Here is a 20604-nt window from a genome sequence, read left to right as displayed (position 1 = left end):
CATGACACAAGGCTCGAAAGCGCGGTCCTTACGCGTCCTCATCGCCGGCGGCGGAGTCGCGGGGCAGGCGCTGGCCTTCTGGCTGACGCGGGGCGGCCACCGGGCAACTGTCGTCGAACGCTTCCCTGCGCTACGGGCCACCGGCGCCCAGGTCGACCTCCGGGGTCAAGGCATCGAGGCCGTCCGTCGCATGGGACTCCTCGACGCAGTCCGGAGCAGGCTCGTGGACGAGAAGGGCGTCGCCTTCGTGGACGCCCGCGGCAAGGCCAAAGCGACGATCATGGCCAACACCTCCGGGCAGGGTCGCCAGACACTGACCTCCGAGTACGAGATCATGCGCGGGGACCTGATACGCATCCTCAACGATGCGACCAAACACGACGCCGAATACGTCTTCGGCAAGAGGGTGGACGGCTTCGAGCAGGACGAGCACAAGGTCGTCGCGCACTTCTCCGACGGGTCGTCCGGCGAGTTCGACCTCCTGGTCGGCGCGGACGGACAGAGATCACGCATCCGCCGGGCGATCCTCCCGCAGGGCTTCGACCCGTACTGGCGCATCGGCATCCATATGGCGTACTGGTTCGTCCCGCGCATCGACTCCGACAGCGACATCCGGGACACCTATATGGTCCCGGGCGGCCGTCAGATCATGCGTCGCAGCCACAACCCGACCGAGACCCAGGTCTACTTCGTGTTGCGAGAAGAATCCGAGGAAGCCTCGGCGATCCACCGAGAACCCGTCGAGCGTCAGCAGGAGTTCTGGGCGAGCAGGTTCCGCGACGCCGGATGGCAGACCGAGCGCTTCGTCGAGGGCATGAGGACCAGCCCCTTCTTCTACTCCCAGGAGATCGCCCAGGTGCGCACCGACACCTGGTCCAAGGGCCGCGTGGTCCTGGCCGGGGACGCCGCACACTGTGCTTCCCCCTACAGCGGTATGGGAGTCTCCGGCGGCCTGGTCGGCGCCTACGTCCTGGCCGACGAGATCAACCGGCATCCGGACGATCTGCCGGCCGCACTGGCGGACTACGACACCGTGCTGCGGCCCTTCGTCGACGAGATACAGGCCGAGGCCAATCCGCGACTCCTGCGCCTGGGCATGCCGATGACCCAGCGCGCCATCGACGCCTTCCAGGCGGTTACCGCACTGGCCTGCTTCCTGCACATCCCCGACCTCGCCGCGCGCTGGTCGAAGCAGGACCGCGGCGGCGACTGGCAGCTCCCCCCGAGCTCTGCGGGATGATCAGGCCGGGCCGGTATGTTCGGCGCGGACCCGCTGGGCGACGTCGTGCAGCTTGATGTTGTGGTGCTGGGAGATGCGGCGCAGCACGTTGAAGGCGTCGTCCTCGCTCATGCGGTGGCGCTCCATGAGGATGCCCATGGCCTCCCCGATGGCGTGCCGGGTTTCCATGGCGTGCTCGAGCTGGTCGATGGTGCGGGCGTCGGCGAGGGCGACGGCGGCGTGTGACGCGAGCAGCCAGCCCGCCGTTTCGATCTCCTGGCCGAAGGCGCCGGGACGGTGCGCGTACAGGTTCAAGGCGCCGAAGTCCTCGTCGTGGGTGTAGAGCAGCACGCCGGTCATGCTGCCGATGCCCAGCTCACGGGCCGCCGTCGCGAACCGCGGCCAGGCCGGCTGGGGCCGGGTCATGTCCGCGATCCGGTACACGCGCTCCCCGTCCGGGCGGTGGGCCAGGTCGAAGCACGGGCCCTCTCCCAGCTCGCCCTGCAGCCGGTCGGATTCCTCGACGATGCTCCCGCAGGAGGACAGCGTGACGGCCCGGCCCTTGCGCACCGCCAGGATCCCGGCCGCGTCACAGCCCTCCACCAGCTTCACGGCCGACTTGGCGATCTCGTCCAGTGTTCCCTGTACCGAGTCCTGGGCCAGCAGATCCCGCGCCAGCGATGCCATCTGCTCGGCATACTCACGCCATTCCACGTCACCACCCACTTGTCCAATCCGGCCACACTACCGTCGGCCCGGACTCGAAAGATGAACCGAGATCGCGGTTGCACCCGGACGATCCGTAGTTACATGCTCGCTCCATCTGCCGGCGATGCCACCCCGACCTGCAGCCGGAGCCGACGGCCGGGCCGCTGTCGCAACCGGAGCGGCTGACGTTGCCGGCCGAGACCGCCATCCGACCGCACAATGTGCGGGCGATCGAACCGGACGTGTGAAGCCCTGCCGGATGATGTGAGAAACGTCTGTGGATCGTGTGAGGGATGGGGCTGTGCTCGGATCCTGTGGGCAGGCGGCCGCTGAAGTACCAGAAGTGCGACCGAGGTATGAGGCGGCTTATGAAGCAGGCTGCTGACGGTGAAGGCCAGGGGCTGGCCGACGGGCCGATAGCGGTGTCCACAGCGTTCGAGGGCAGTGAGGAGATCTCCGACGCTCGTCGATTTGCCAGGGCTTTCATGACAGATCTGCGGGCGCAGCACGGGCTGCCAGTGTCCGAGCGTGCTGAGGCCACGGTGCAGCTGGTGGTCAGCGAGCTGGTGACCAACGCGCAGAAGTACGCTCCCGGCCCCATCCTGCTGACCCTGGAATCCAACGACGGTGCCTTGGAAGTGACCGTGTGGGACAGTGAGCCGGCACTTCCGACGGTGAGGGGAGCGGACCCGGGGCGGGTGGGCCAGCACGGTCTGGAGATCACGATGGCGGTCTGCCGGGATCTGGAGATGCACCGCGAGCCGGTGGGCAAGCGCATCAAGGCGGCCGTCCTTCTTGCGGACCACACCGTCGGTGACGAAGCCGGCAGCCGGATGATGTGATCAGGCAGTCGGAGCCGCGCGGACAGCCTGCTCCTCGGAGCCGCCCGGTCATGGCATGTCCACATGGCCCTCCTCGTGTCCTAGCGCTCGGCGGATCAGGAAGAGGGCCGCCACCGCGAGCACGGCCGTGCCCATGAAAATCACAAGTCCGCCGACGACAGCCAGGAGCATGGCGATCAGCGCCAAAAGGGCGGCGATGAAGAGCACGAACGCACCAAGGACGATCAGGATCGTCGCGGTGACAAGAAGAAGAAACGCAAGGATTGCCACGGCTACCTCCAGCCCCTCGCTCACGCGTTGCCGAGGGCCGGGTGGTCCGGCCTGACGCAGCGGGCGGCGGTGCACTCCTCGCTGGACCTGCCCTCAACCGGCAGACCAGCGAGTGGAAGATCACGTCGGCCTCGGCCCGCGCGCACCGCGTACCCAGGTTCCAGGGCGACGTCATCGACGAGGCGCTTCCGCTTGGCCTGCCGCCCCGTTTCCGGATGCTCGGTCTGCCGGTCGTGGAGCGCGTTCGCAGGTCAGCGCACCCTTCCCCGTGGCTTCAGCGGCACCGTCGGCAGTGCCGGCGCGGGCAGCGGATCCCCGTCGTACCCCTTCACCTCGCCGAAACGCGCCCCCTTCATCCAGTCCTCGCGAGCCTGCACGATCTCCTCCTGGGAGCGGGCGACGAAGTTCCACCACATGATGATCTCCTCGGCGAACGGCTCGCCGCCCAGCAGCATGAGTCCGGCGTCCGACTCGGCGCGCAGCGGCAGTTCGGTGCGTCCACAGCCGAGGTAGAGCATCGAGCCGGGCAGTACGGGAACGCCGTCGACGTGCACCTCGCCGGACATCGCGAGGACTCCGTACTCGAAGTCGGGTTCCAGGGGCAGCCGGAGGTCGGCGCCCCGGGTGAGGGCCAGGTCGGCGCCGACGATCGGCGTGTACGCGGTGCCGGGGGAGGCCGAGCCGTCCAGGTCGCCGAGGAGGACGGTCGCCGTCAGGCCCGGTGCGGTGACCGTGGGCAGTACCGAATGGTGCTCGAACATGGGCTCGGTGTGGCGGTGGGCGTCGGGCAGGGCGACCCAGAGCTGGGCGCCGTGCAGGAAGCGGGCGTGGGACCGCGGGCTCTCCTCGGAGTGGCTGATCGCCCGGCCCGAGGTCATCAGCCCCAGCTCCTTCGGCCTGATGGTCTGCAGACTGCCGGTCGAGTCGCGGTGCAGCACCTCGCCCTCGTGCAGCCAGCTCACCGTCTGCAGCCCGATGTGGGGGTGTGGCGGCACCTGCATGCCGGGTTCGTCGGCGATGTCGTCCGGGCCGTAGTGGTCGACGAACGCCCAGGCGCCGATCATGCGCCGGCCCAGGTTCGGCAGCAGCCGGCGTACCTCGGTCGACTCGCCGAGCCTGACATTGCGGGGGCTCAGCAGCTCGCGGACGGGCTCGGCGACGACGAATCCGCGGCCACCGCACACGCTCGGTACGGGCGCGCGGTCAAGGTTGCTCATGACCGCCAACCTAGCGGTCGGCGGCGCCCCGTGCCGAGTGGTCAGCGGGTCGTGCTGAATCCGTCGCGGACTGTGTCGAGTACGGGACGGAAGGTGTCCCACCGGGCGTCCGGGGCCGAGAGACAGAGGTCGTACTCCCGGCCGTAGCCGAGGTCGGCGGCGCGGAAGAGGCGGGCGCGACCCCGGAAGGTGAACTCCCACACCGCGGCCGGCTCGCCCCGGAACGTGGTCCGCTGCATGCGCAGCCTCCGGTAGGTCGGGTAGTTGACCTCGGTGTTGGCCTCGATGTCCGTGAAGTGGGCCATGGGGCTCGCTCCGGCGGGCTCGACATGCCGATGGTGATCCCGGCCAGGCCGGTGGGATCGGCGTAGGTGACCTCGTCGCCGGCGCCCGGACGGGGCCTCCAGTTGTCGGGGACGGGGAAGCAGACGCCGAGCCGCGGGTCGTGCACCAGGCGGTAGCCCGTGGGCACGGGGGAGGGGGCGGCACTCGTGGCCGCGGTGGCCGGGGTGTTCCCGCTGCGGTGCCCGGTGGCGTACAGCAGCGCGGTGACGGCCGCGGCGGCGAGGACGGCCGCCGTGGCCCCGAGGACGAGGAGCCTCCGGCCGACCAGCCGCCCGCGGCGGCCGTTTTACGCGGGGGCGGGGTTCCCGCGCCCGCCGACATCAGGCACGGGAACCCCGGTCCGGGGACGGCGTCAGCGCGCCGTGAGCTTCCAGAGGTGGTCGGCGGTGCCGTTGTCGGTCCACTGCAGGACCTGGGCGCCGGAGGCGGTGCTCATCTGGTCCACGCCCAGCAGCAGGCCGCTGTTGTAGTTGGCGATCCTGTAGTAGCCGCCACGGTCCGGGACGAGTTGCCAGAGGTGGTCGGCGGTGCCGTTGTCACCCCAGACCAGGGCCGTGCCGCCGTCGCTCGTGCTCATGTTGTTGATCCCGAGCAGCAGGCCGCTCTTCTGGTTGACGATCTTGTACAGGCCCGAGCCGGCGGCGACCAGGGTCCAGTTCTCGTCGGTGCCCGTGGTGGACGTGGCCTGTACCACCGAGGTGCCCTGGGCGGTGCCCCCGTTCAGGGTGTCGAGGGCCAGACCGCTGTTCTTGTTGGTGATCTGGTAGCGGCCGGCGAGCGAGGTGTTCGTGCCGCTCGGGGTGATCACCAGGTGGTAGCCGTCGGAGGCGTTCATCGTCACCGGCACGGTGATCGAGCCGCCCGAGACGGTGTAGTCGGCGTCCGAGACGGTGATCGGGCCGGGGGAGGCGGTCGTACGGCCGGTGTTCGGGGTGTACTCCAGCTTGACGTGGACCGTGCTGCCGAAGGCCGACAGCGACGACAGCCCGTTGACGGTCACCGCGCAGGAGCCGGTGCAGCCGCCGGCGATGACGCTGATCTGGTTGCCGGAGCTGTTGCGGGAGGCGATGCCGTCGATGCCCGTCTGGGCGGGTGGCGTGGTGGGGACCATGCTCCCCGACATGTCGCCGTACCACTTGTACATCCAGTACGAGCCGTTCGGCGAGCCGCCGGTGTCGGTCAGGGTGTCGCCGAGGGTGCCGTAGTGGTTCCAGAAGGCCAGCTCGGCGTCGTGCACCCCGGCCCGCTCGAACTTGGCGACATAACCGATCAGGGCGCCGGGCACGCCCATCTCCGCGGGCTTGGCGTACTCCTCGATGGCGATCGGCCGGGGGCTGATGCCGAGGCTCGACTCCAGCGCGCGGTACGCCGACACATGCGCCGCGATGTCCTTGCTGCCCTGCAGCTCGTGCCAGGAGATGATCTCGGGAACGGTGCCGCTCGCCTTTGCGTCGGTGAGGAACGTGCTCATCCAGGACTGGTTCCAAGAGGAGTAACTGGGCCCCTGTATGGGAGTCGTGGCGTCCTTGGCGCGGACCTCCTTGTACGTGCGCGCCCAACCCGCGTCGAAGGCGCCCGCATTGGCCGTGTCCCACGTCCCGTCGGGCTCGTTCCACAGCTCGTACGCGGCGATGTTCGTGGCGCCCGACGACCGCACGGACGCCACCTGCTTGTCGACCGCCGACAACCAGTCGCTCCAACTCACCCACTTGTACGGAAAGTTCGGGTACCAGTCCGGCATACGGACGACCACCTTGGCTCCCGCGCCTGCCGCCTCGGGTGCCACGACGAGCGCGTCACCGGCAGGCTTGGGCTCGCCGTTCGGCAACTGGGAGCCGCCCGGGGCCATCTGCACGAAGGTGTTCGGCTTCAACGGGGTGACCAGGCTGTCGGCGGGGGTCGAGGCGTCCGCCAGGCCGTACAGGCTGCCCGTGGCGACATGGGTGACGGGGCGCAGGGTCTGGTCGGCGGCCACGATCAGGGTGGTGGAGGCGGTGGGCGACGCGTGTGCGGGGGCGGCGGTGGCGACACCGGCCGCGAGGACGGCCGTGCCCAGCGCGGCCGTCAGACGTGCGGATGGTCTTGTGCGGCTCATGACAGGGGTTCTCCTCACGGAGAGAGGGGGATGGGAGAGGTGGATCAGTCCTTCACCGCGCCCGCGGTCACACCCGCGGCCACGTAGCGCTGGGCGAGGACCAGCAGGATGGCTGCGGGGACGGAGGCGACGACGGCGGTGGCCATGATCGCGTTCCACTCCTGGTTGTTGTTGCCGATGTACTTGTAGATGCCGAGGGTGATCGGCCGCATGTCGCCGCCGCCGTCGAGGGTGCTGGCGAAGACGAAGTCGGACCAGGCCCACAGGAACGTGAACAGCGAGACGGTGACGAGGGCGTTGCGGCTCAGCGGCAGGACGACCGACCAGAAGGTGCGGAAGCTCCCGGCGCCGTCGATCAGCGCGGCGGCGGTCAGTTCACCGGGGATGCCCGACATGAACGCCGTGAAGATCATGACGCCGAACGGCACCGCGATGGTGGAGTCCGCGATGATCAGTCCCCACCAGGAGTTGAGCAGACCGAGGTCCAGGAAGGTGCCGTAGAAGCCCATCGCCATGACGATCCCGGGGATCATCTGCGCGATCAGCAGGGCGAGCCCCAGCACACCGCCGCCGCGCGGGCGGAGTTTCGCCAGCGAGTAACCGGCCGGCGCGGCGAGGACGAGGGTGAGGGCGACCGTGCCCAGACCGATGAGCAGGCTGGTGCCCAGGTAGGGCAACTGGTCGTCGAGAACGGCCTTGTAGCCCTCGAAGGTCGGGTGCAGCGGCAGCAGATCGGGCGGGCTCTTGCGCATGTCCTGCTGGGGGGTGAGGGACACGTTCAGCATCCAGTACACCGGGAACAGCATCAGCGCGGTGAGCAGGAGGCCGATGACGGTGTGGCGCCGGCCCCGCGCGAGGGACTTCACGCTTCCTGCCTCCTTTGGACGCGGACGTGGAGCAGACCGAAGACCAGGGCGATGAGGATGAGGATGTTGCCGACCGCCGCGCCCGGGCCGAATTTGGGCAGCAGCGTGCCGAAGCCGAGCTGGTACGACCAGGTCGCCAGGGTCGACGAGGCGTCGCCCGGGCCGCCCTTCGTCATGATCCAGATCAGGTCGAACACCTTGAGGGTGTACACGAGCCCGAGCAGCAGCGTGATCGCCGACACCGGGCGCAGCAGCGGGAAGGTGATCCGGCGGAACTGCTGCCAGGCGCTCGCCCCGTCGAGGGCCGCCGCCTCGTACAGCTCGGCCGGGATGTTCTGCAGTCCGCTGTAGAGGATGACCAGGTTGAACGGGATGCCGATCCAGATGTTCGCGACGATCACCGAGGTCAGCGCCCAGTCCGGCGAGGTGAGCCAGTCGACCGGGCCCACGCCGAAGAAGTGCAGGAAGTAGTTCACCACCCCCGACTCGCTGTTGAACATCCACGACCAGGTCGAGGCGGACACGATCAGCGGCAGCAGCCAGGGAATCAGGAACAGCGCCCTGAGGACCGTGGACAGCCGGAAGTGCCGGTTGAAGAACACCGCGAGCGCCAGCCCGATGACGTACTGGAAGGCGATCGACACGAAGGTGAAGACCATGGTGTGCCGCATCGCAGGCCCGAACGTCGGGTCGTCGAGGACCTTTCGGAAGTTGTCCCAGCCGGAGAACGGCGCGTCGCCCGCGACGAAGGAGCGGACGGTGTAGTCGCGCAGGCTCAGATCGAGGTTGCGGTAGAGGGGGTAGACGTAGAAGGCGGCGAGATAGGCGAGCAGCGGGGCGACGAAGGCGAGCGCGGTCAGCCTGCTCCTGCGCCGCTGACGCCGGCGCAGGAGCGGGGTGTCCGCGCCACTCGTCCTCGCCAGGTCCGGCGCCCGGCGCGGGCGGTCGACTCGGGCGATGGTCATGTCGGCCTCAGCCCTTCCCGGAACTCGCCTGGGCCGTGTCCAGCGCCGACTTGGGGCTCTTGCCGCCGGACAGGGCCGACTGGACGGCGGTCCACATCGGCTGCGAGATGGTGGGGTACTTCGAGCCGAGGCCGCCGCTGGTGCGGCCACGGGCGGCGGCCACGGCGGACACCCACGGCTTCAGCTCGGGGTTCTGCTTCACCTGTTCGGCCTGGACCGTCGCGGTGGGTGCCACGTACGTGAGCGTCGTGTCGGTCGCCAGGAGGTTCGCGTCGCTGGTCAGACAGGTGACGATCTTCTTGCTGATGTCGTAGCGTGCGGTGTCCTTCTGCACGGGCACGGTGACGAACTCGCCGCCCGTGGGCACCGGCGCCGAACCGCCGCTCTGCGCGGGAATGTTGATGACGCCGTAGCCGAAGCCGGCCTTCTCGGCGTTGCCGAGCTGCCAGGTGCCGTTCTCGCCGAACGCGTAGGTGCCGGTGACGAACTCCTGCCAGCTGGTGGTCTGGGTGTTCTGCAGGACGTCCTTGGGCGCGTAGCCCTCGTCCACCCAGTCCTTCCACAGCGACAGCGCGGCCACGCCCTTCGCGGAGTTCAGCTTCGTGAGGTCGGCGCCCGCGCCCCAGAACCAGGGCAGGAACTGGAAGCTGCCTTCCTCCGTGTTGATCGCGGAGAAGGTGATGCCCTTCTTCCCGGCCGCCTTCACCTTCTTCAGGGCCGCGGTCAGCGAGTTCCAGTCCTTGATCGAGGCCGGGTCGACCTTGGCCGCGGACAGCACCTTCTTGTTGTAGTAGAGGGCGAGGGTGTTGGCGCCGATCGGGACGCCGTAGGAGGCGCCTGCGATGGTGCCCGCGCCGATGATGTTCTTCTGGATCGAGGCCGTGTCGAGCCCTATGTCGCTCGTCTTGTTGAGGATCCCGGCGTCCACGAGCGTGGAGACGACCGGGTTGTCCACGAGCATCACGTCGGGCGCGTTGCCCTGCTGGGCCGCGAGCAGCGCCTTGTTGCCGAGGTCGGTGGTGTCGTACGCGGTGCGTTTGACGGTCACTCCGGCCTTCGTGCCGCACTGGCCGACGAGCTTGCCCCACGGGGAGGAGGCGTCGAACTGCGGGTAGGGGTCCCAGAAGGTGTACGTGCTCCCGGACGCCTTGGAGGAGCCCGAGTCGTCGGAGCCGCCTCCACAGGCGGTGAGGGAGGCGAGGGCGCTGACGGCGGCTGTCGCGGCGATCAGGGTGCGGCGGGTGGGTGTCACGGGGCTGACCTCGTTGTCGTAGGAGGGTTGTTCAGGAGGTGGGCAGCCAGACGCGCATGCTGCCGTCTTCGCGATTGGCCCAGGCGTAGTAGGGGATGGCGGTCAGTTCGACGGGCTCGCCGTCCGCCGCGGGGGCGTCCGCGACCGTGGCGTACGGCCACCAGCCCGGGTCGGCGAGGTGGCGCCGCCGGCCCGCCGCGACGACCGTCGTGACACCGCCGAGCAGGTCCGGGCGGTGCTTCACGGCGAGCGGGCGGGTGGTGTCGAGGACGACGTCGTCCAGTCCGCCGCCGGGGTGGTCGGCCTGCTCCAGGCAGTACACGAGCGGGCCCCGCTCGATCGCCACGCAGCCGCGTACGGCGTCCACCCGGGGGTCCGCGGCCGTCAGACGCGGTTCCAGACCCAGCTCCAGGACCACCTGGTCGCCGGGGGACCAGGTGCGGGTCAGTCGCAGCCAGCCGTCGGTGACGGGGGAGTCGTACGTCTCGTCCCCGCAGCGCACCCGGTACTCCCGGCACCACTGCGGAATGCGCAGGGAGAGCGTCCAGGGGCGGTCGGCGGGGGACTCCTCGACGACGAGGGCGATCGTGCCGTGCCAGGGATAGTCGGTCTCGCAGCGGACGGTGATGCCGTCGGTGGCGTAGTCGCCGTCGACGTACTGGTGGATCTGCAGGCCGCCGTCGTCGCCAGTGGCCAGGTAGTGCTCCAGGGAGGCCAGCAGCCGCATGACGTTGGGCGGGCAGCAGGCGCAGCGGAACCAGCGGGTGCGGCGGGCCGACTGGTCGCCGCCGGGGTCGGTGTGACCGTCGCGGACCTGGAGCGGGTTGACGTACAGCCAGCGTTCGCCGTCCAGGGAGACACCGGCCAGGAAGCCGTTGTAGAGGGTGCGCTCGATCAGGTCGCTGTAGCGGGCCTCGCCGGTCAGCAGGGTCATGCGCCAGCTCCACTGGACCGAGGCGATCGCGGCGCAGGTCTCGCAGTAGGCGCGCTCGTTGGGCAGTTCGTAGGGGTCGCCGAAGTCCTCCTGGTCGTGGTGGGCGCCGAGACCGCCGGTGAGGTGCGTCTTGGTGGTGGTCATGGCCTGCCACAACCGTTCGTTCGCGGCGCGCAGTTCGGGCTCGCCGGTCTCGGTCGCCAGGTCGGCCGCCGCGGCGAGCAGGTACAACTGCCGTACGGCGTGGCCCTCGACGTTCGACGCCTCGCGCAGCGGGACGCGGTCCTGGCAGTAGGCCTCGCCGCCGAGCAGGCCATGGCCGTGGCGGTCGACGAAGTAGGCGGCCAGGTCCAGGTAACGGCGTTCGCCGGTCTCCCGGTACAGCTCGACCAGGGCGGTCTCCACCTCGGGGTGGCCGTCGATGCCGTCGATGGGTTTCCCGCTGCCGGGCGGGCCGAACACGGAGTCGACGTGGTCGGCGAACTTCCGTGCCACTTCGAGGAGTTCGGGTCGGCCCGTGGTCCGGTGGTGCGCCACCGCCGCCTGGATCAGATGGCCCGCGCAGTACAGCTCGTGGCCCCAGCGCAGGTCCTGGTAGCGCGCACCGCGCTTGACCAGCTGGAACCAGGTGTTGAGGTAACCGTCCGGCTGCTGGGCGGCGGCGACCAGGGAGACGATCCGCTCCACGTCGGCCGCCAGCTCCGCCGGGCCTCCTTCGGCCAGCTGCCAGGACGCGGCCTCCAGCCACTTGTAGACGTCCGTGTCCACGAACGGGTAGGCGCCCTGGAACTCGCCCCGGGCCGTGCCTGCCGCCAGCCGCAGGTTGTGCAGGTTCCCGGCGGACTCCAGCAGGCCGGGGCCCTGGGGGAGGGACACCCGGGCGTTGGTCTCACGGCGGGCGTGCCAGAAACCCGCGTCGATGCGGGCGGCCGCGGGGCGCAGTGCGGCATGGGCGTCGGGGCCGGGACGGACCGGGCCGACGGGGCCGATGGGGGACGACGGGGCGGAGGGTGTGCGGGGCATGGCTCTCCGGGTGGTGGAGGGACGAAGTCCGGTGTCCGGGCGCGCACTCACGGCGTACGGAGTGGTTGCCCGGCGGTGGAACGGAGATTGTTTGGGCAACCGTTTTCTCGTCGTGAGAGTAGAGGGCAGCGGGGAAGTCCGGTCAAGAGTGGCGGCAAGAGATTTTTCCGTTTGCCCACACGCTTGGCAGCGCGGCTCGCAGGCTGTCACCATGGCTGGCGTCGTCGTACCCGAGGAAAAGGTTTGCCCGTGACCTCCGCTCCAGGCTCCCCCCTCACCGGCCGGGCCCGGCTCGCCGACGTGGCCGCGCTGGCGGGCGTCAGTGTGGGCACGGCCTCGAAGGCGCTCAACGGCGGCGGCCGGATGCGTCCCGAGACCCGGCAGCGGGTGCTGGACGCGGTGGAGGCGCTCGGCTTCCGGCCCAACCAGCACGCCCAGAGCCTGCACAGCGGGCGCAGCTGGACGGTGGGCCTGATGACGACGGACGGCATAGGCCGGTTCAGCACACCCGTGCTGCTGGGCGCCGAGGACGCGCTGGGCGCCGGGAAGATCTCCGTACTGCTGTGCGACACCCGGGGTGACGCCATCCGGGAACAGCATCACCTGACCACCCTCACCGACCGCAGGGTGGACGGGATCATCGTGGCCGGCCGCCGCACCGACCCGCGTCCACCGTTGACGGGGCTCGACCCCTCGATCCCCGTGGTCTACGCGCTCGCCCCGTCCACCGACCCCGCCGACACCTCCGTCGTCACCGACGACCGGGGCGGCGCCCACCTGGCCGTAGAGCATCTGCTGGCCACCGGACGCACCCGCATCGCCCACGTCACCGGCCCCGAGCACCACCAGGCCGCCCGCGACCGCGCCCGGCATGCCGTCGAGCACCTGGAGGCCGCCCAACTCGGCCCGGCCACCGGCCGGGTGCACTACGGCGAGTGGAGCGAGGCCTGGGGCCGACGGGCCGCCGACGCCGTGCTGCGCACCGCCCCAGACACGGACGCCTTCTTCTGCGGCAACGACCAGATCGCCCGCGGCGTGGCCGACACGCTGCGCGAGCGGGGCAGGGACGTGCCCGGCGACATCGCCGTGGTCGGCTACGACAACTGGGACACCATGGCGCTGGCCTGTCGGCCGCCGCTCACCACGATCGACATGAACCTGACCGAGATCGGCCGCATCGCGGCCCTGCGGCTGCTCCAGGCCATCGACGCCGAGGCCGAACCGGGCGTCCACACGGTGCCGTGCCGGCTGGTGGTGCGCGAGTCGAGCTGAAGCACGTCCGGGGCCTTCGCGTCAGGGCCGCCGGTCCCTGTGGCGGACGCCCTGCCGGTCTCCTGCTGCGCGCGGTTCGCGGCACCCGCACACCCGCCGGCCGGTCCGGTCCGGTTCGCTCGGCTCCGGACGGTGGGGCGCGCGTGGCCGGGGGCGGCGTACCCGGCCACGCGCGCGTCCGGACCGGACCGCCTCCGGCGTGTGCGTGTCGGGCACGGAGCGCGCGGCGGGCGGTCCGTCGGGAGGCGCGCGGGAGACGTCGGCCGACGGCGCGGGCGGTGCGCCGGCTGCGGTCACTGCCGCGCACACCTCCCGCGGCGGCCGCAGTTCACCGGCCGCCGGGCCGGCCGGGGCGAGTTCCCGGCGTGGGCCGGCACCCCCGTCTCACCGGTACGCCGACGATGGCGCCGCGGTGCTCAAGCCGTCTCTTCCAGCCGGGGCTCGCCGGCGTCCGGCCGCAGGATGCCGGTCACCGATCCGGTCAGCGCCACCAGCAGGACGGCGACGCCGGTGAAAAGGCACACCGTGGTGACGCCCAGACCGGCCGCTGCCGCCGTGACGGCGGCCGCGCCCAGCGGGCCCAGAGCCGATTGCACGGTCCAGAACGCCGAGGTGACCCGGCCCAGCAGATGCCCGGGGGTGACCTCCTGGCGCAGCGACATCGAGCAGATGCCGGCGATGCCGGTGCACATCAGATGTACGGCCACCAGCGCCGCCACCACCGGGACGGTCCGGGACACACCCAGACAGGCGACGGCGAGGCCCGCGACGGAGAAGGCGCAGATCCAGGTCACCCCGAAGCCGAGGCGGCCCCGCACCCGGGCGACCACGGACGCGGCGGCGAACGTGCCGACGGTTCCCACGGCGAGGACGTAGCCGACCGTCGCGTCCGGGCGGCCGAGCTCGTGCTTGACCAGATAGACCACGAGATCCGGCAGCCCGGACGTGAGGAAGGACAGCAGGGTCAGCAGGACGGTCAGCGGCCGTAGTACCGGATGCGCCCACAGGAAGCGGACCCCCGTCATGAACTCCCCGCGTACGCGCCCGCGTTCCCCGGCGGCGGGCGGCCCGGTCGCGCCGCCGAACCGCACGAACCGGATGCCGAGCGCGGACACCGCGAACGTCGCGGCGTCGATGCCGATGGCGGCGGCGGGCCCGGCGGCCGAGGCGACCAGACCGGCGAGCGCCGGGCCTATCGCGCCGGCGACGGCGGCACTCGCGTAGAGATGACCGTTGGCCCGGGTGATCTCCTCCGGTGGCACCAGCGCGGGCACCACGGTCACGTACGTCACCTGGAACAGCATCGAGAAGACCTCGGCGACCGGCACGACCGTGTAGATCAGCCACACCGGGGTGGCGAACACCCACACCAGCGGCAGCAGCAGGAACAGCAGACAGCGCGCCGTGTCGGCGGCCATCAGCAGCCGCCTGCGGTCGACCCGGTCGGCGACCACACCCGCGAACAGCCCCGTGAGGACGGAAGCGACGCCGGTGAGCGCGGTGACGACGCCCATCTGGACCACCGAGCCGGTGCTGTGCAGCACCAGCAGCGGGATCGCCACGTAGGAGAAGGAGTCACCGAGGGCCGAGAGGGTCTGGACGACCAGGAAGACGCGGTAGGCGCGGCCGGCCCATAAGGCAGGACGATCGCGTTCCGCTGACGTCAAGCCCGCCTCCCCTGTCGACCCGCGAACGGGATCACACGCTACACCGGATCAACGCCCCGTCATCCCACGGACGTCAACCTGTGGACCAATGCCCGCCCGAGTGATCAACCGATGGACGGATGCCGCCCGAGGGGAGGCGTGACAGCGTTCCGTCCATGCTCACGGACCGCCGGACGAGGCTTCCGTGTTGCGTCCGAGGATCAGGAACAGCCCTGGGAGGGTCCATGACCACCACGCCGTTCACGAGCCGCGACGGGATGACGCGCCGCCGCATGCTGGGCGCCGCGCTCGCCGCCGGGACCGCCGTGCCGCTCGCCGCCGCGGGCCCCGCCTGGGCCGCCCCGGCCCCGGCCCCGGCCGTCCGGGGCGGCACGCAGGACCCGGCCGGCTCGGACCCGGTGCGGCTCACGTTGCCGGAGCCCACCGGCCCGCACCCGGTGGGCACGGTGGAGCTGCACCTCGTCGACACTTCACGCCCCGACCCCGATGCCGGCCCCGGCAACTACCGCCAGCTCATGGCGAGCGTCTGGTACCCCGCTCGCGGCGACGCCGGCCGGTACGCCCGCGTGCCGTGGATGCCCGCCGGCGTCCTGCGGGAACTGCTCGCCTCCGCAGACTTCCCGCCCGACGTCGCGGTGGCGCCGCTCACGGCCGGCCACGAGGGCGCCCCGGCGCACCGCACGGGCCGGGGCCTGCCGGTGGTCGTGTACTCGCACGGCGCGGGCAGCCACCGCTCCGACCACACCGTCATCGTGCAGGAGCTCGCCAGCCACGGCTACGTCGTGGTGACGGTGGACCACATCAACGACGCGTACAGCCAGCTGCCCGACGGCCGGGTCCTCACCCCGATCAGGGACGACCAGCACACGATGTACGCGGTGGACTACGCAACGGACATCCGTTTCGTCCTCGACTGCGTCGAGCAGATCGCCGCCGGGCACAACCCCGACGCCGGGCGTCGGCCGCTGCCGGACGGGTTGTGCCAAGCCCTCGACACGTCGCGCATCGGCATGTTCGGCTGGTCGAAGGGCGGCACGGCCACCGCCTGCGTCATGCTGACGGACAGGCGTGTGCGGGCCGGACTGAGCCTGGACGGACCGATGCAGCCCGGACCGCAGCCCACCATCACCACCGACCTGGACCGGCCGTTCATGATGATGACCGCCGCGTTCGCCCGTCCCCAGGACCCGAACGTGACCGTGTTCTGGTCCCACCTCAAGGGCTGGCGGCTCGACGTCCAGGCCGACGGTGCGACCCACCATTCCTACGGCGACACCCAGATGCTCATGCCACAGATGGCGAAGCCGGCCGGTATGAATGACAAACAGCTGAAGGCCTGGATCGGCAACCTCGACCCGGCCAGGGCCGTGAAGATCCAGCAGGCCTACCCGCTCGCCTTCTTCGACCAGCACCTGCGCCACCGCCGGGGCCACCTGCTCGACGGGCCGTCCCGGGCCTTCCCCGAGGTGCGGTACGTGCCGTAGGCGGCAGGGTACGGACCGGCGGCGCTACTGGGGTGCGCCGTCGGTCCATGGGGGACCTCGGGTGAAGGAAGCCGTGTCAGAGTGGTCGCCGGCACGTACCGATCGGTCACTTGACGGAGGGTCAGCATGCGGGCACTGCACACGGCGTTTCTGCTCGGGACGGGTGTCTTCTGGGCGGCCGCCTACGTGCTGATCATCCGCGCGGGGATGCGGGAGCGGACCTTCGGGATGCCGGTCGTGGCGTTCGCGACCAACATGAGCTGGGAGTTCATGTTCGCGTTCGTGCGACCGCAGGCCGGAGTCATGCAAGTCGTCAACATCGTGTGGTTCTGCTTCGACCTCGCCATCGCCTACACCGTCGTCCGCTTCGGCAGGACCGAATTCCCCTATCTGCCCGAGCGGTTGTTCCTGCCGGCGCTGGGCGCCGTGCTGCTGCTCGCCTACCCGGGCATGAACTTCGCCTCCGAGCAGTTCGACCACGGTGAGGGGGGCATCACCGCGTTCGGCAGCAACGTGGCGATGTCGGCCATGTTCCTGGGGATGCTCGCCGCCCGCCGGGGCCTGCGCGGCCAGTCCCCAGGCATCGCGCTGACCAAGCTCGTCGGCACCGCCTGCGCCTCTTTGACCCTGCTCACCGACCCCGACGCGGTGCCGCGCCACGAGACCGCGCTGATGCACTACTTCTACGTGGCCTGCCTCGTCCTGGACGCGGCCTACGTCTACGCGGTGTACGCGGTACGTCGACACGACGCGCAGCGTCGACACGCCGACGAGGCCGGCCGCGCGGGCACCGCCACGACCCCCGGAACTGGACTCCCCGTACACGGTCTGGACGGGTAATCTCGACAGCGCCGCCGAGTGAAGGAGTCCCCGATGGCCGACGAGCTCTCCCAGCAGGCGGAGCGGGACGCGATCCTCGCCGCGCTGGGCCCGGTCGTCGACGGGCTGGTGGCGACCTTCGGGCCGGTGTGCGAGGTGGTCCTGCACGACTACCGGCGGCCGGAGAAGTCGGTGGTCGCCCTCGCCGGGGAGGTGACCGGCCGCACGGTGGGCGGGGCGATGAGCGAGATCGGCATGCGCATGGTCGCCCGCGGTGACACGGCGGCCGACGAGCTGAACTACGTCACCCGGACACCGGCCGGGAAGCTCGTGAAGTCCTCGACGATGCCGCTCAGGGACTCGGCCGGTACGGTGTTCGGCGCGCTCTGCGTCAACCTCGACGTCACCGCGCTGACCCAGGCGCACGCCCTGCTGGGTTCCCTCGCCGGGACCGGCACGGACACCACCGAGCCGCCGACCACCGTCTTCGGCGACGACATCGACACGGTGGTCGACGCCATCGTCGACGCCCACCAGCTGCGGCAGAACGCGAGCTGGTCGCAGCTCGACCGCGCGCAGCGCCTGGAACTGTTCCGCGGCCTCGACGAACGGGGTGTGTTCGCGGTGCGCCGGGCCGTCGAACAGGTCGCCGGACGGCTCGGGATCTCCCGCGCGTCCGCGTACAACTACCTCGCCCAGGCCAGGTCCGCAGCGTCCGAGGGAGACGGGAACTGACGCACGGCCGCGGTCACCGGAACGGACCTCACGGCCGGGTCACCTGAATGGCGGTGCCGGGTTGCCGGGCCGACGATGGAGTGGTACAGCCAGCTTGCCGTGGGCGGAGCCGGTGCCGTCGTGGCCGCCGGGTGGCGAGGGGCGCCGACGGGCCGGCCCCGGCCGCGGTGAGCCGCGGGAAGGGAGAACACCGCCATGACCATGCTGGAAGTGAAGACGGTAGAGAAGCCCGACGAGCGCCGCGACTTCCCCCGCGGCCACCTCGAAGTCGTGCACCTCACGGGGCTCGACTTCGCCGTGGGCACCTTCGAACCGGGCTGGCGCTGGTCGGAGTCCGTGGGCCCGATCGCCGGCACCGAAACCTGCCAGGTCCACCACAACAGCTACGTGGTGCAGGGACGGATGCACCTCAGGATGGAGGGCGAGGGCGGCGAGTCGGAGGTCGGCCCCGGCGACGTCTTCGTCTGCCCGGCCGGCCACGACGCCTGGGTGGTCGGTGACGAACCGTGCGTCGTGTACGACTTCGCCGGGCAGATGGCCAAGGAGTACGCGAAGGCCTGAGCGGGACGTGGGGGACGCGGGTGGTCTCACACCGGCAGCAGCCGCCCGATCAGGGCACTGAGCTGCCGGGCCGTGCGGCACTCGTGCATCTCGGCCAGTTCCGCGTAGGCCGGCGCGGCAGAGTCGCCCGTGCCCCACTGCGGGCGTGGTTCGGGGTTCAGCCAGTACAGACGGCGGGCCCGTCCGGCGATGTGGCGGACGGCGGCCAGGTTGGGGTCGCTCATGTTGGTCCGGGCGTCACCGAGGACGAACACGGTGGTGCGCGGGCCGACCGCGTCGCCGTACCGCTCCGCGAACTCGCCGAGCGCGACCCCGTAGTCACTGCTGTCGTGCCAGCCGGTGAGCGCGGCCTCCGCGCGGATGCGGGCGCCGAGGCCCGCCGGGTCGGCGGCGCCGTGCTCCAGCAGCCCGGTCACCTCGTCCAGCCGGTTGACGAAGGCGAACACCCGCAACTTGCTGAACTGGTCGTGCAGCGCCTGCACCAGCAGCATCGTGAAGTCCGAGAAACCCGACACCGAGCCCGACACATCGCACAGCAGGACCAGCTCCGGTCGGACCGGGCGGCGTCGGCGCAGCACCGGCCGCATCGGCACGCCACCCGTCGACAGCGAGCCGCGCAGGGTGCGGCGCAGGTCGATCGTGCCGCGCGCGGCCCGGCGGCGACGCGCGGCCAGCCGGGTGGCCAGCTTGCGGGCGAGCGGTGCGACGGTCCTGCGCAGCTCCGCCAGCTGGTCCCGGCCCGCGTACAGGAAGTCCACCCGGTCGGCGGTCGGCGCCACCGCCCGCCGGGCGATCAGCTCCCGGCCGCGCCGCTCGGCGACCCGGCGCCGCGCCTCAGCCGCGACGAGGGCGCGGAAGGCGTCGATACGGCGGCGGATCTCGTCGTCCAGCAACCGGTCGGCGAAGCCCGCCCGCCCGTCCCGTTCACGGACGCCCGTCCGCACCCGGGCCAGCAGGGTCTGCGGGCGCAGTCGGTCCATGGTCTGGTACGCCGACCAGCCGTCCGACTCCGGTGAACTCCCGTACCCGCCCAGCGCGTCCACGGCCTCGGCCGCCAGCCGGGCCATGGCCGCGCGGTCGTCGGCGGCGAGAGCCTCCGCGAGCCTCTCGCGCAGGTCGTCACGGTCGGCCGGCTCCGTCGTGCCGGGCCCGCCGACACCGCGCGGGAAGTACAGGTCGAAGACGGGATCGAACACCGCCCGCTGCCCCGTGCCGTGCAGCAGCGTGGCGGCCAGCCCCTCGCGGAGCAGTTCCCGGTCCGTGAGCCCCAGCGCCTCCACCGCGCGGGCCGCGTCCACGGTCTCCCCGGTGCCGATCCGCACCCCGTGCGTACGCAGTGCCGCCACCAGGCCGGTCAGCCGGTCCGCGACCCCAGCGGGGGTGCTCACAGGGCGTCCAGGTCGAGCTTGGCGGCGGCCTTCAGGATGTCGTCCTGGTGTTTGAGGACCACGCCCAGACTCTCCCGGACCACGGTCTCGTCGAGAGTCCCGGCCCCCAGGGCCAGCAGTGTGCGTGCCCAGTCGATGGTCTCGGCCACCGAGGGCACCTTGCGCAGGTCCATCGCACGCAGCGCGCCGATCACCCGCACCACCGACTCGGCCAGCGCCTCGTCGAGCCCCGGCACCTTCAGCCGGACGATGCGCCGCTCCAGCTCCTCCTCGGGGAAGCCGATGTGCAGGAACAGGCAGCGACGGCGCAGTGCCTCGGACAGCTCACGACTCGCGTTGGAGGTGAGCACGACGAAGGGACGCCGGGTAGCCGTGACCGTCCCCAGTTCCGGCACGGTCACCTGGAAGTCGCTGAGCACCTCCAGCAGCAGCCCCTCCACCTCGACGTCGGCCTTGTCGGTCTCGTCGATCAGCAGCACCTTGGGCTCGTCACCGCGGATCGCCGTCAGCAGCGGACGGGGCAGCAGGAACTCCTCGCTGAAGATGTCCGTGCGTGCCTCGTCCCAGGTCTCGTCGCGGCCCGCGCTGATGCGCAGCAACTGCTTGGCGTGGTTCCACTCGTACAGCGCCCGCGACTCGTCGACGCCCTCGTAGCACTGCAACCGCACCAGCCGCGCGCCCGCCACCTGCGCGACGGCCTTCGCCAGCTCGGTCTTGCCGACTCCCGCGGGCCCCTCGACCAGCAAGGGCTTGCCCAGCCGGTCGGCGAGGAAGACGGTCGTGGCGACGGCGGGGGAGGCGAGGTAGCCGGTCTCGGCGAGACGGGCGGAGACGTCGTCGACGGATGTGAACAACGGGGCCTCCGGGAGCGGTCGGGTGCAGGTCCAGGTGACTATCTAAGCGCTTGTTCAGCGCCGCTGTCACGTGGTTCCGACGCGGCCG

General features: G+C 70.9%; 19 protein-coding genes. 7 read left to right on the top strand and 12 right to left on the bottom strand.

Translation table 11 applies throughout. The features are described 5' to 3' along the window. The first annotated feature begins 1 nt into the window (after position 1). Positions 2-1240: an FAD-dependent monooxygenase gene (locus ACFY0F_RS16985; RefSeq protein WP_388793929.1), complete on the top strand. Its 1239-nt coding sequence runs from the start codon at positions 2-4 to the stop codon at positions 1238-1240. On the opposite strand, the gene ACFY0F_RS16980 is transcribed toward ACFY0F_RS16985, so the two are convergent. Then, positions 1241-1906, bottom strand: a complete 666-nt coding sequence (locus ACFY0F_RS16980; protein WP_388793926.1) for a GAF and ANTAR domain-containing protein — start codon at positions 1904-1906, stop codon at positions 1241-1243. It lies immediately after the preceding gene. Between the two features lie 389 nt (positions 1907-2295). Between ACFY0F_RS16980 and ACFY0F_RS16975 the strand changes: the two genes are divergently transcribed. After that, positions 2296-2769 carry an ATP-binding protein gene (locus tag ACFY0F_RS16975; RefSeq protein ID WP_388793924.1) on the top strand — a complete coding sequence of 158 codons (474 nt, stop codon included), beginning with the start codon at positions 2296-2298 and terminating at the stop codon, positions 2767-2769. Positions 2770-2817: 48 nt separating this feature from the next. Here ACFY0F_RS16975 and ACFY0F_RS16970 read toward each other — a convergent pair whose 3' ends face one another. The 8 genes from ACFY0F_RS16970 to ACFY0F_RS16935 form a co-directional block, all read right to left on the bottom strand. After that, positions 2818-3039 (bottom strand): hypothetical protein, encoded by a 222-nt coding sequence (locus tag ACFY0F_RS16970; RefSeq protein WP_388793921.1) that lies wholly within the window; start codon positions 3037-3039, stop codon positions 2818-2820. Between the two features lie 251 nt (positions 3040-3290). Continuing rightward, positions 3291-4256 carry a pirin family protein gene (locus tag ACFY0F_RS16965; protein ID WP_388793918.1) on the bottom strand — a complete coding sequence of 322 codons (966 nt, stop codon included), beginning with the start codon at positions 4254-4256 and terminating at the stop codon, positions 3291-3293. Between the two features lie 41 nt (positions 4257-4297). Next, a complete protein-coding gene (locus ACFY0F_RS16960) occupies positions 4298-4561 on the bottom strand; it encodes a hypothetical protein (RefSeq protein ID WP_388793915.1) in 264 nt (87 codons plus the stop codon). Between the two features lie 392 nt (positions 4562-4953). Then, a complete protein-coding gene (locus ACFY0F_RS16955) occupies positions 4954-6696 on the bottom strand; it encodes an RICIN domain-containing protein (protein ID WP_388793912.1) in 1743 nt (580 codons plus the stop codon). 44 nt (positions 6697-6740) lie between these two features. Next, positions 6741-7502: a carbohydrate ABC transporter permease gene (locus ACFY0F_RS16950; protein ID WP_388794098.1), complete on the bottom strand. Its 762-nt coding sequence runs from the start codon at positions 7500-7502 to the stop codon at positions 6741-6743. A 56-nt stretch (positions 7503-7558) separates the two neighbouring features. Beyond that, the gene (locus ACFY0F_RS16945) at positions 7559-8527 is read right to left on the bottom strand and encodes a carbohydrate ABC transporter permease (RefSeq protein ID WP_388793909.1); all 969 of its coding nucleotides are present in this window, start codon (positions 8525-8527) and stop codon (positions 7559-7561) included. A gap of 7 nt (positions 8528-8534) precedes the next feature. Further along, entirely contained in the window at positions 8535-9779 is a 1245-nt protein-coding gene (locus ACFY0F_RS16940) for an extracellular solute-binding protein (RefSeq protein WP_388793906.1), read from the bottom strand. 31 nt (positions 9780-9810) lie between these two features. Continuing rightward, positions 9811-11736 carry a glycoside hydrolase family 127 protein gene (locus tag ACFY0F_RS16935; protein WP_388793904.1) on the bottom strand — a complete coding sequence of 642 codons (1926 nt, stop codon included), beginning with the start codon at positions 11734-11736 and terminating at the stop codon, positions 9811-9813. A 249-nt stretch (positions 11737-11985) separates the two neighbouring features. Between ACFY0F_RS16935 and ACFY0F_RS16930 the strand changes: the two genes are divergently transcribed. Next, positions 11986-13008: a LacI family DNA-binding transcriptional regulator gene (locus ACFY0F_RS16930; protein ID WP_388793901.1), complete on the top strand. Its 1023-nt coding sequence runs from the start codon at positions 11986-11988 to the stop codon at positions 13006-13008. Positions 13009-13424: 416 nt separating this feature from the next. Here the strand turns inward: ACFY0F_RS16930 and ACFY0F_RS16925 are convergent, their stop codons facing one another. After that, positions 13425-14675, bottom strand: a complete 1251-nt coding sequence (locus tag ACFY0F_RS16925) for an MFS transporter (RefSeq protein ID WP_388793898.1) — start codon at positions 14673-14675, stop codon at positions 13425-13427. A gap of 224 nt (positions 14676-14899) precedes the next feature. Here ACFY0F_RS16925 and ACFY0F_RS16920 point away from each other — a divergent pair, with 224 nt between their 5' ends. The 4 genes from ACFY0F_RS16920 to ACFY0F_RS16905 all read left to right on the top strand — a co-directional run bounded on the left by ACFY0F_RS16920 (position 14900) and on the right by ACFY0F_RS16905 (position 18274). Beyond that, a complete protein-coding gene (locus ACFY0F_RS16920) occupies positions 14900-16159 on the top strand; it encodes an alpha/beta hydrolase family protein (protein WP_388793896.1) in 1260 nt (419 codons plus the stop codon). 126 nt (positions 16160-16285) lie between these two features. Then, on the top strand, positions 16286-16999 hold the full coding sequence (locus ACFY0F_RS16915) for a hypothetical protein (RefSeq protein WP_388793893.1): 714 nt from the start codon (positions 16286-16288) through the stop codon (positions 16997-16999). Between the two features lie 33 nt (positions 17000-17032). Then, positions 17033-17713: a transcriptional regulator gene (locus tag ACFY0F_RS16910; protein ID WP_388793890.1), complete on the top strand. Its 681-nt coding sequence runs from the start codon at positions 17033-17035 to the stop codon at positions 17711-17713. Between the two features lie 201 nt (positions 17714-17914). Continuing rightward, positions 17915-18274, top strand: coding sequence for a cupin domain-containing protein (locus ACFY0F_RS16905; RefSeq protein ID WP_388794095.1), 360 nt, complete (start codon positions 17915-17917; stop codon positions 18272-18274). A gap of 26 nt (positions 18275-18300) precedes the next feature. On the opposite strand, the gene ACFY0F_RS16900 is transcribed toward ACFY0F_RS16905, so the two are convergent. Together ACFY0F_RS16900 and ACFY0F_RS16895 are read right to left on the bottom strand one after the other, a co-directional pair. After that, positions 18301-19662 (bottom strand): VWA domain-containing protein, encoded by a 1362-nt coding sequence (locus ACFY0F_RS16900; protein WP_388793887.1) that lies wholly within the window; start codon positions 19660-19662, stop codon positions 18301-18303. Then, complete coding sequence (locus tag ACFY0F_RS16895; RefSeq protein ID WP_388793884.1) at positions 19659-20516, bottom strand: AAA family ATPase; 858 nt, start codon at positions 20514-20516, stop codon at positions 19659-19661. Before ACFY0F_RS16895 ends, ACFY0F_RS16900 begins: the two co-directional genes overlap by 4 nt. Positions 20517-20604 lie beyond the last annotated feature (88 nt).

This window comes from Streptomyces sp. NPDC001544, assembly GCF_042894285.1.
In the GTDB taxonomy this organism is placed as follows: Bacteria; Actinomycetota; Actinomycetes; order Streptomycetales; family Streptomycetaceae; genus Streptomyces.
The sequence above is the reverse complement of the archived record's forward strand: the minus strand, read 5'-3'. Positions and strand labels throughout refer to the sequence as shown.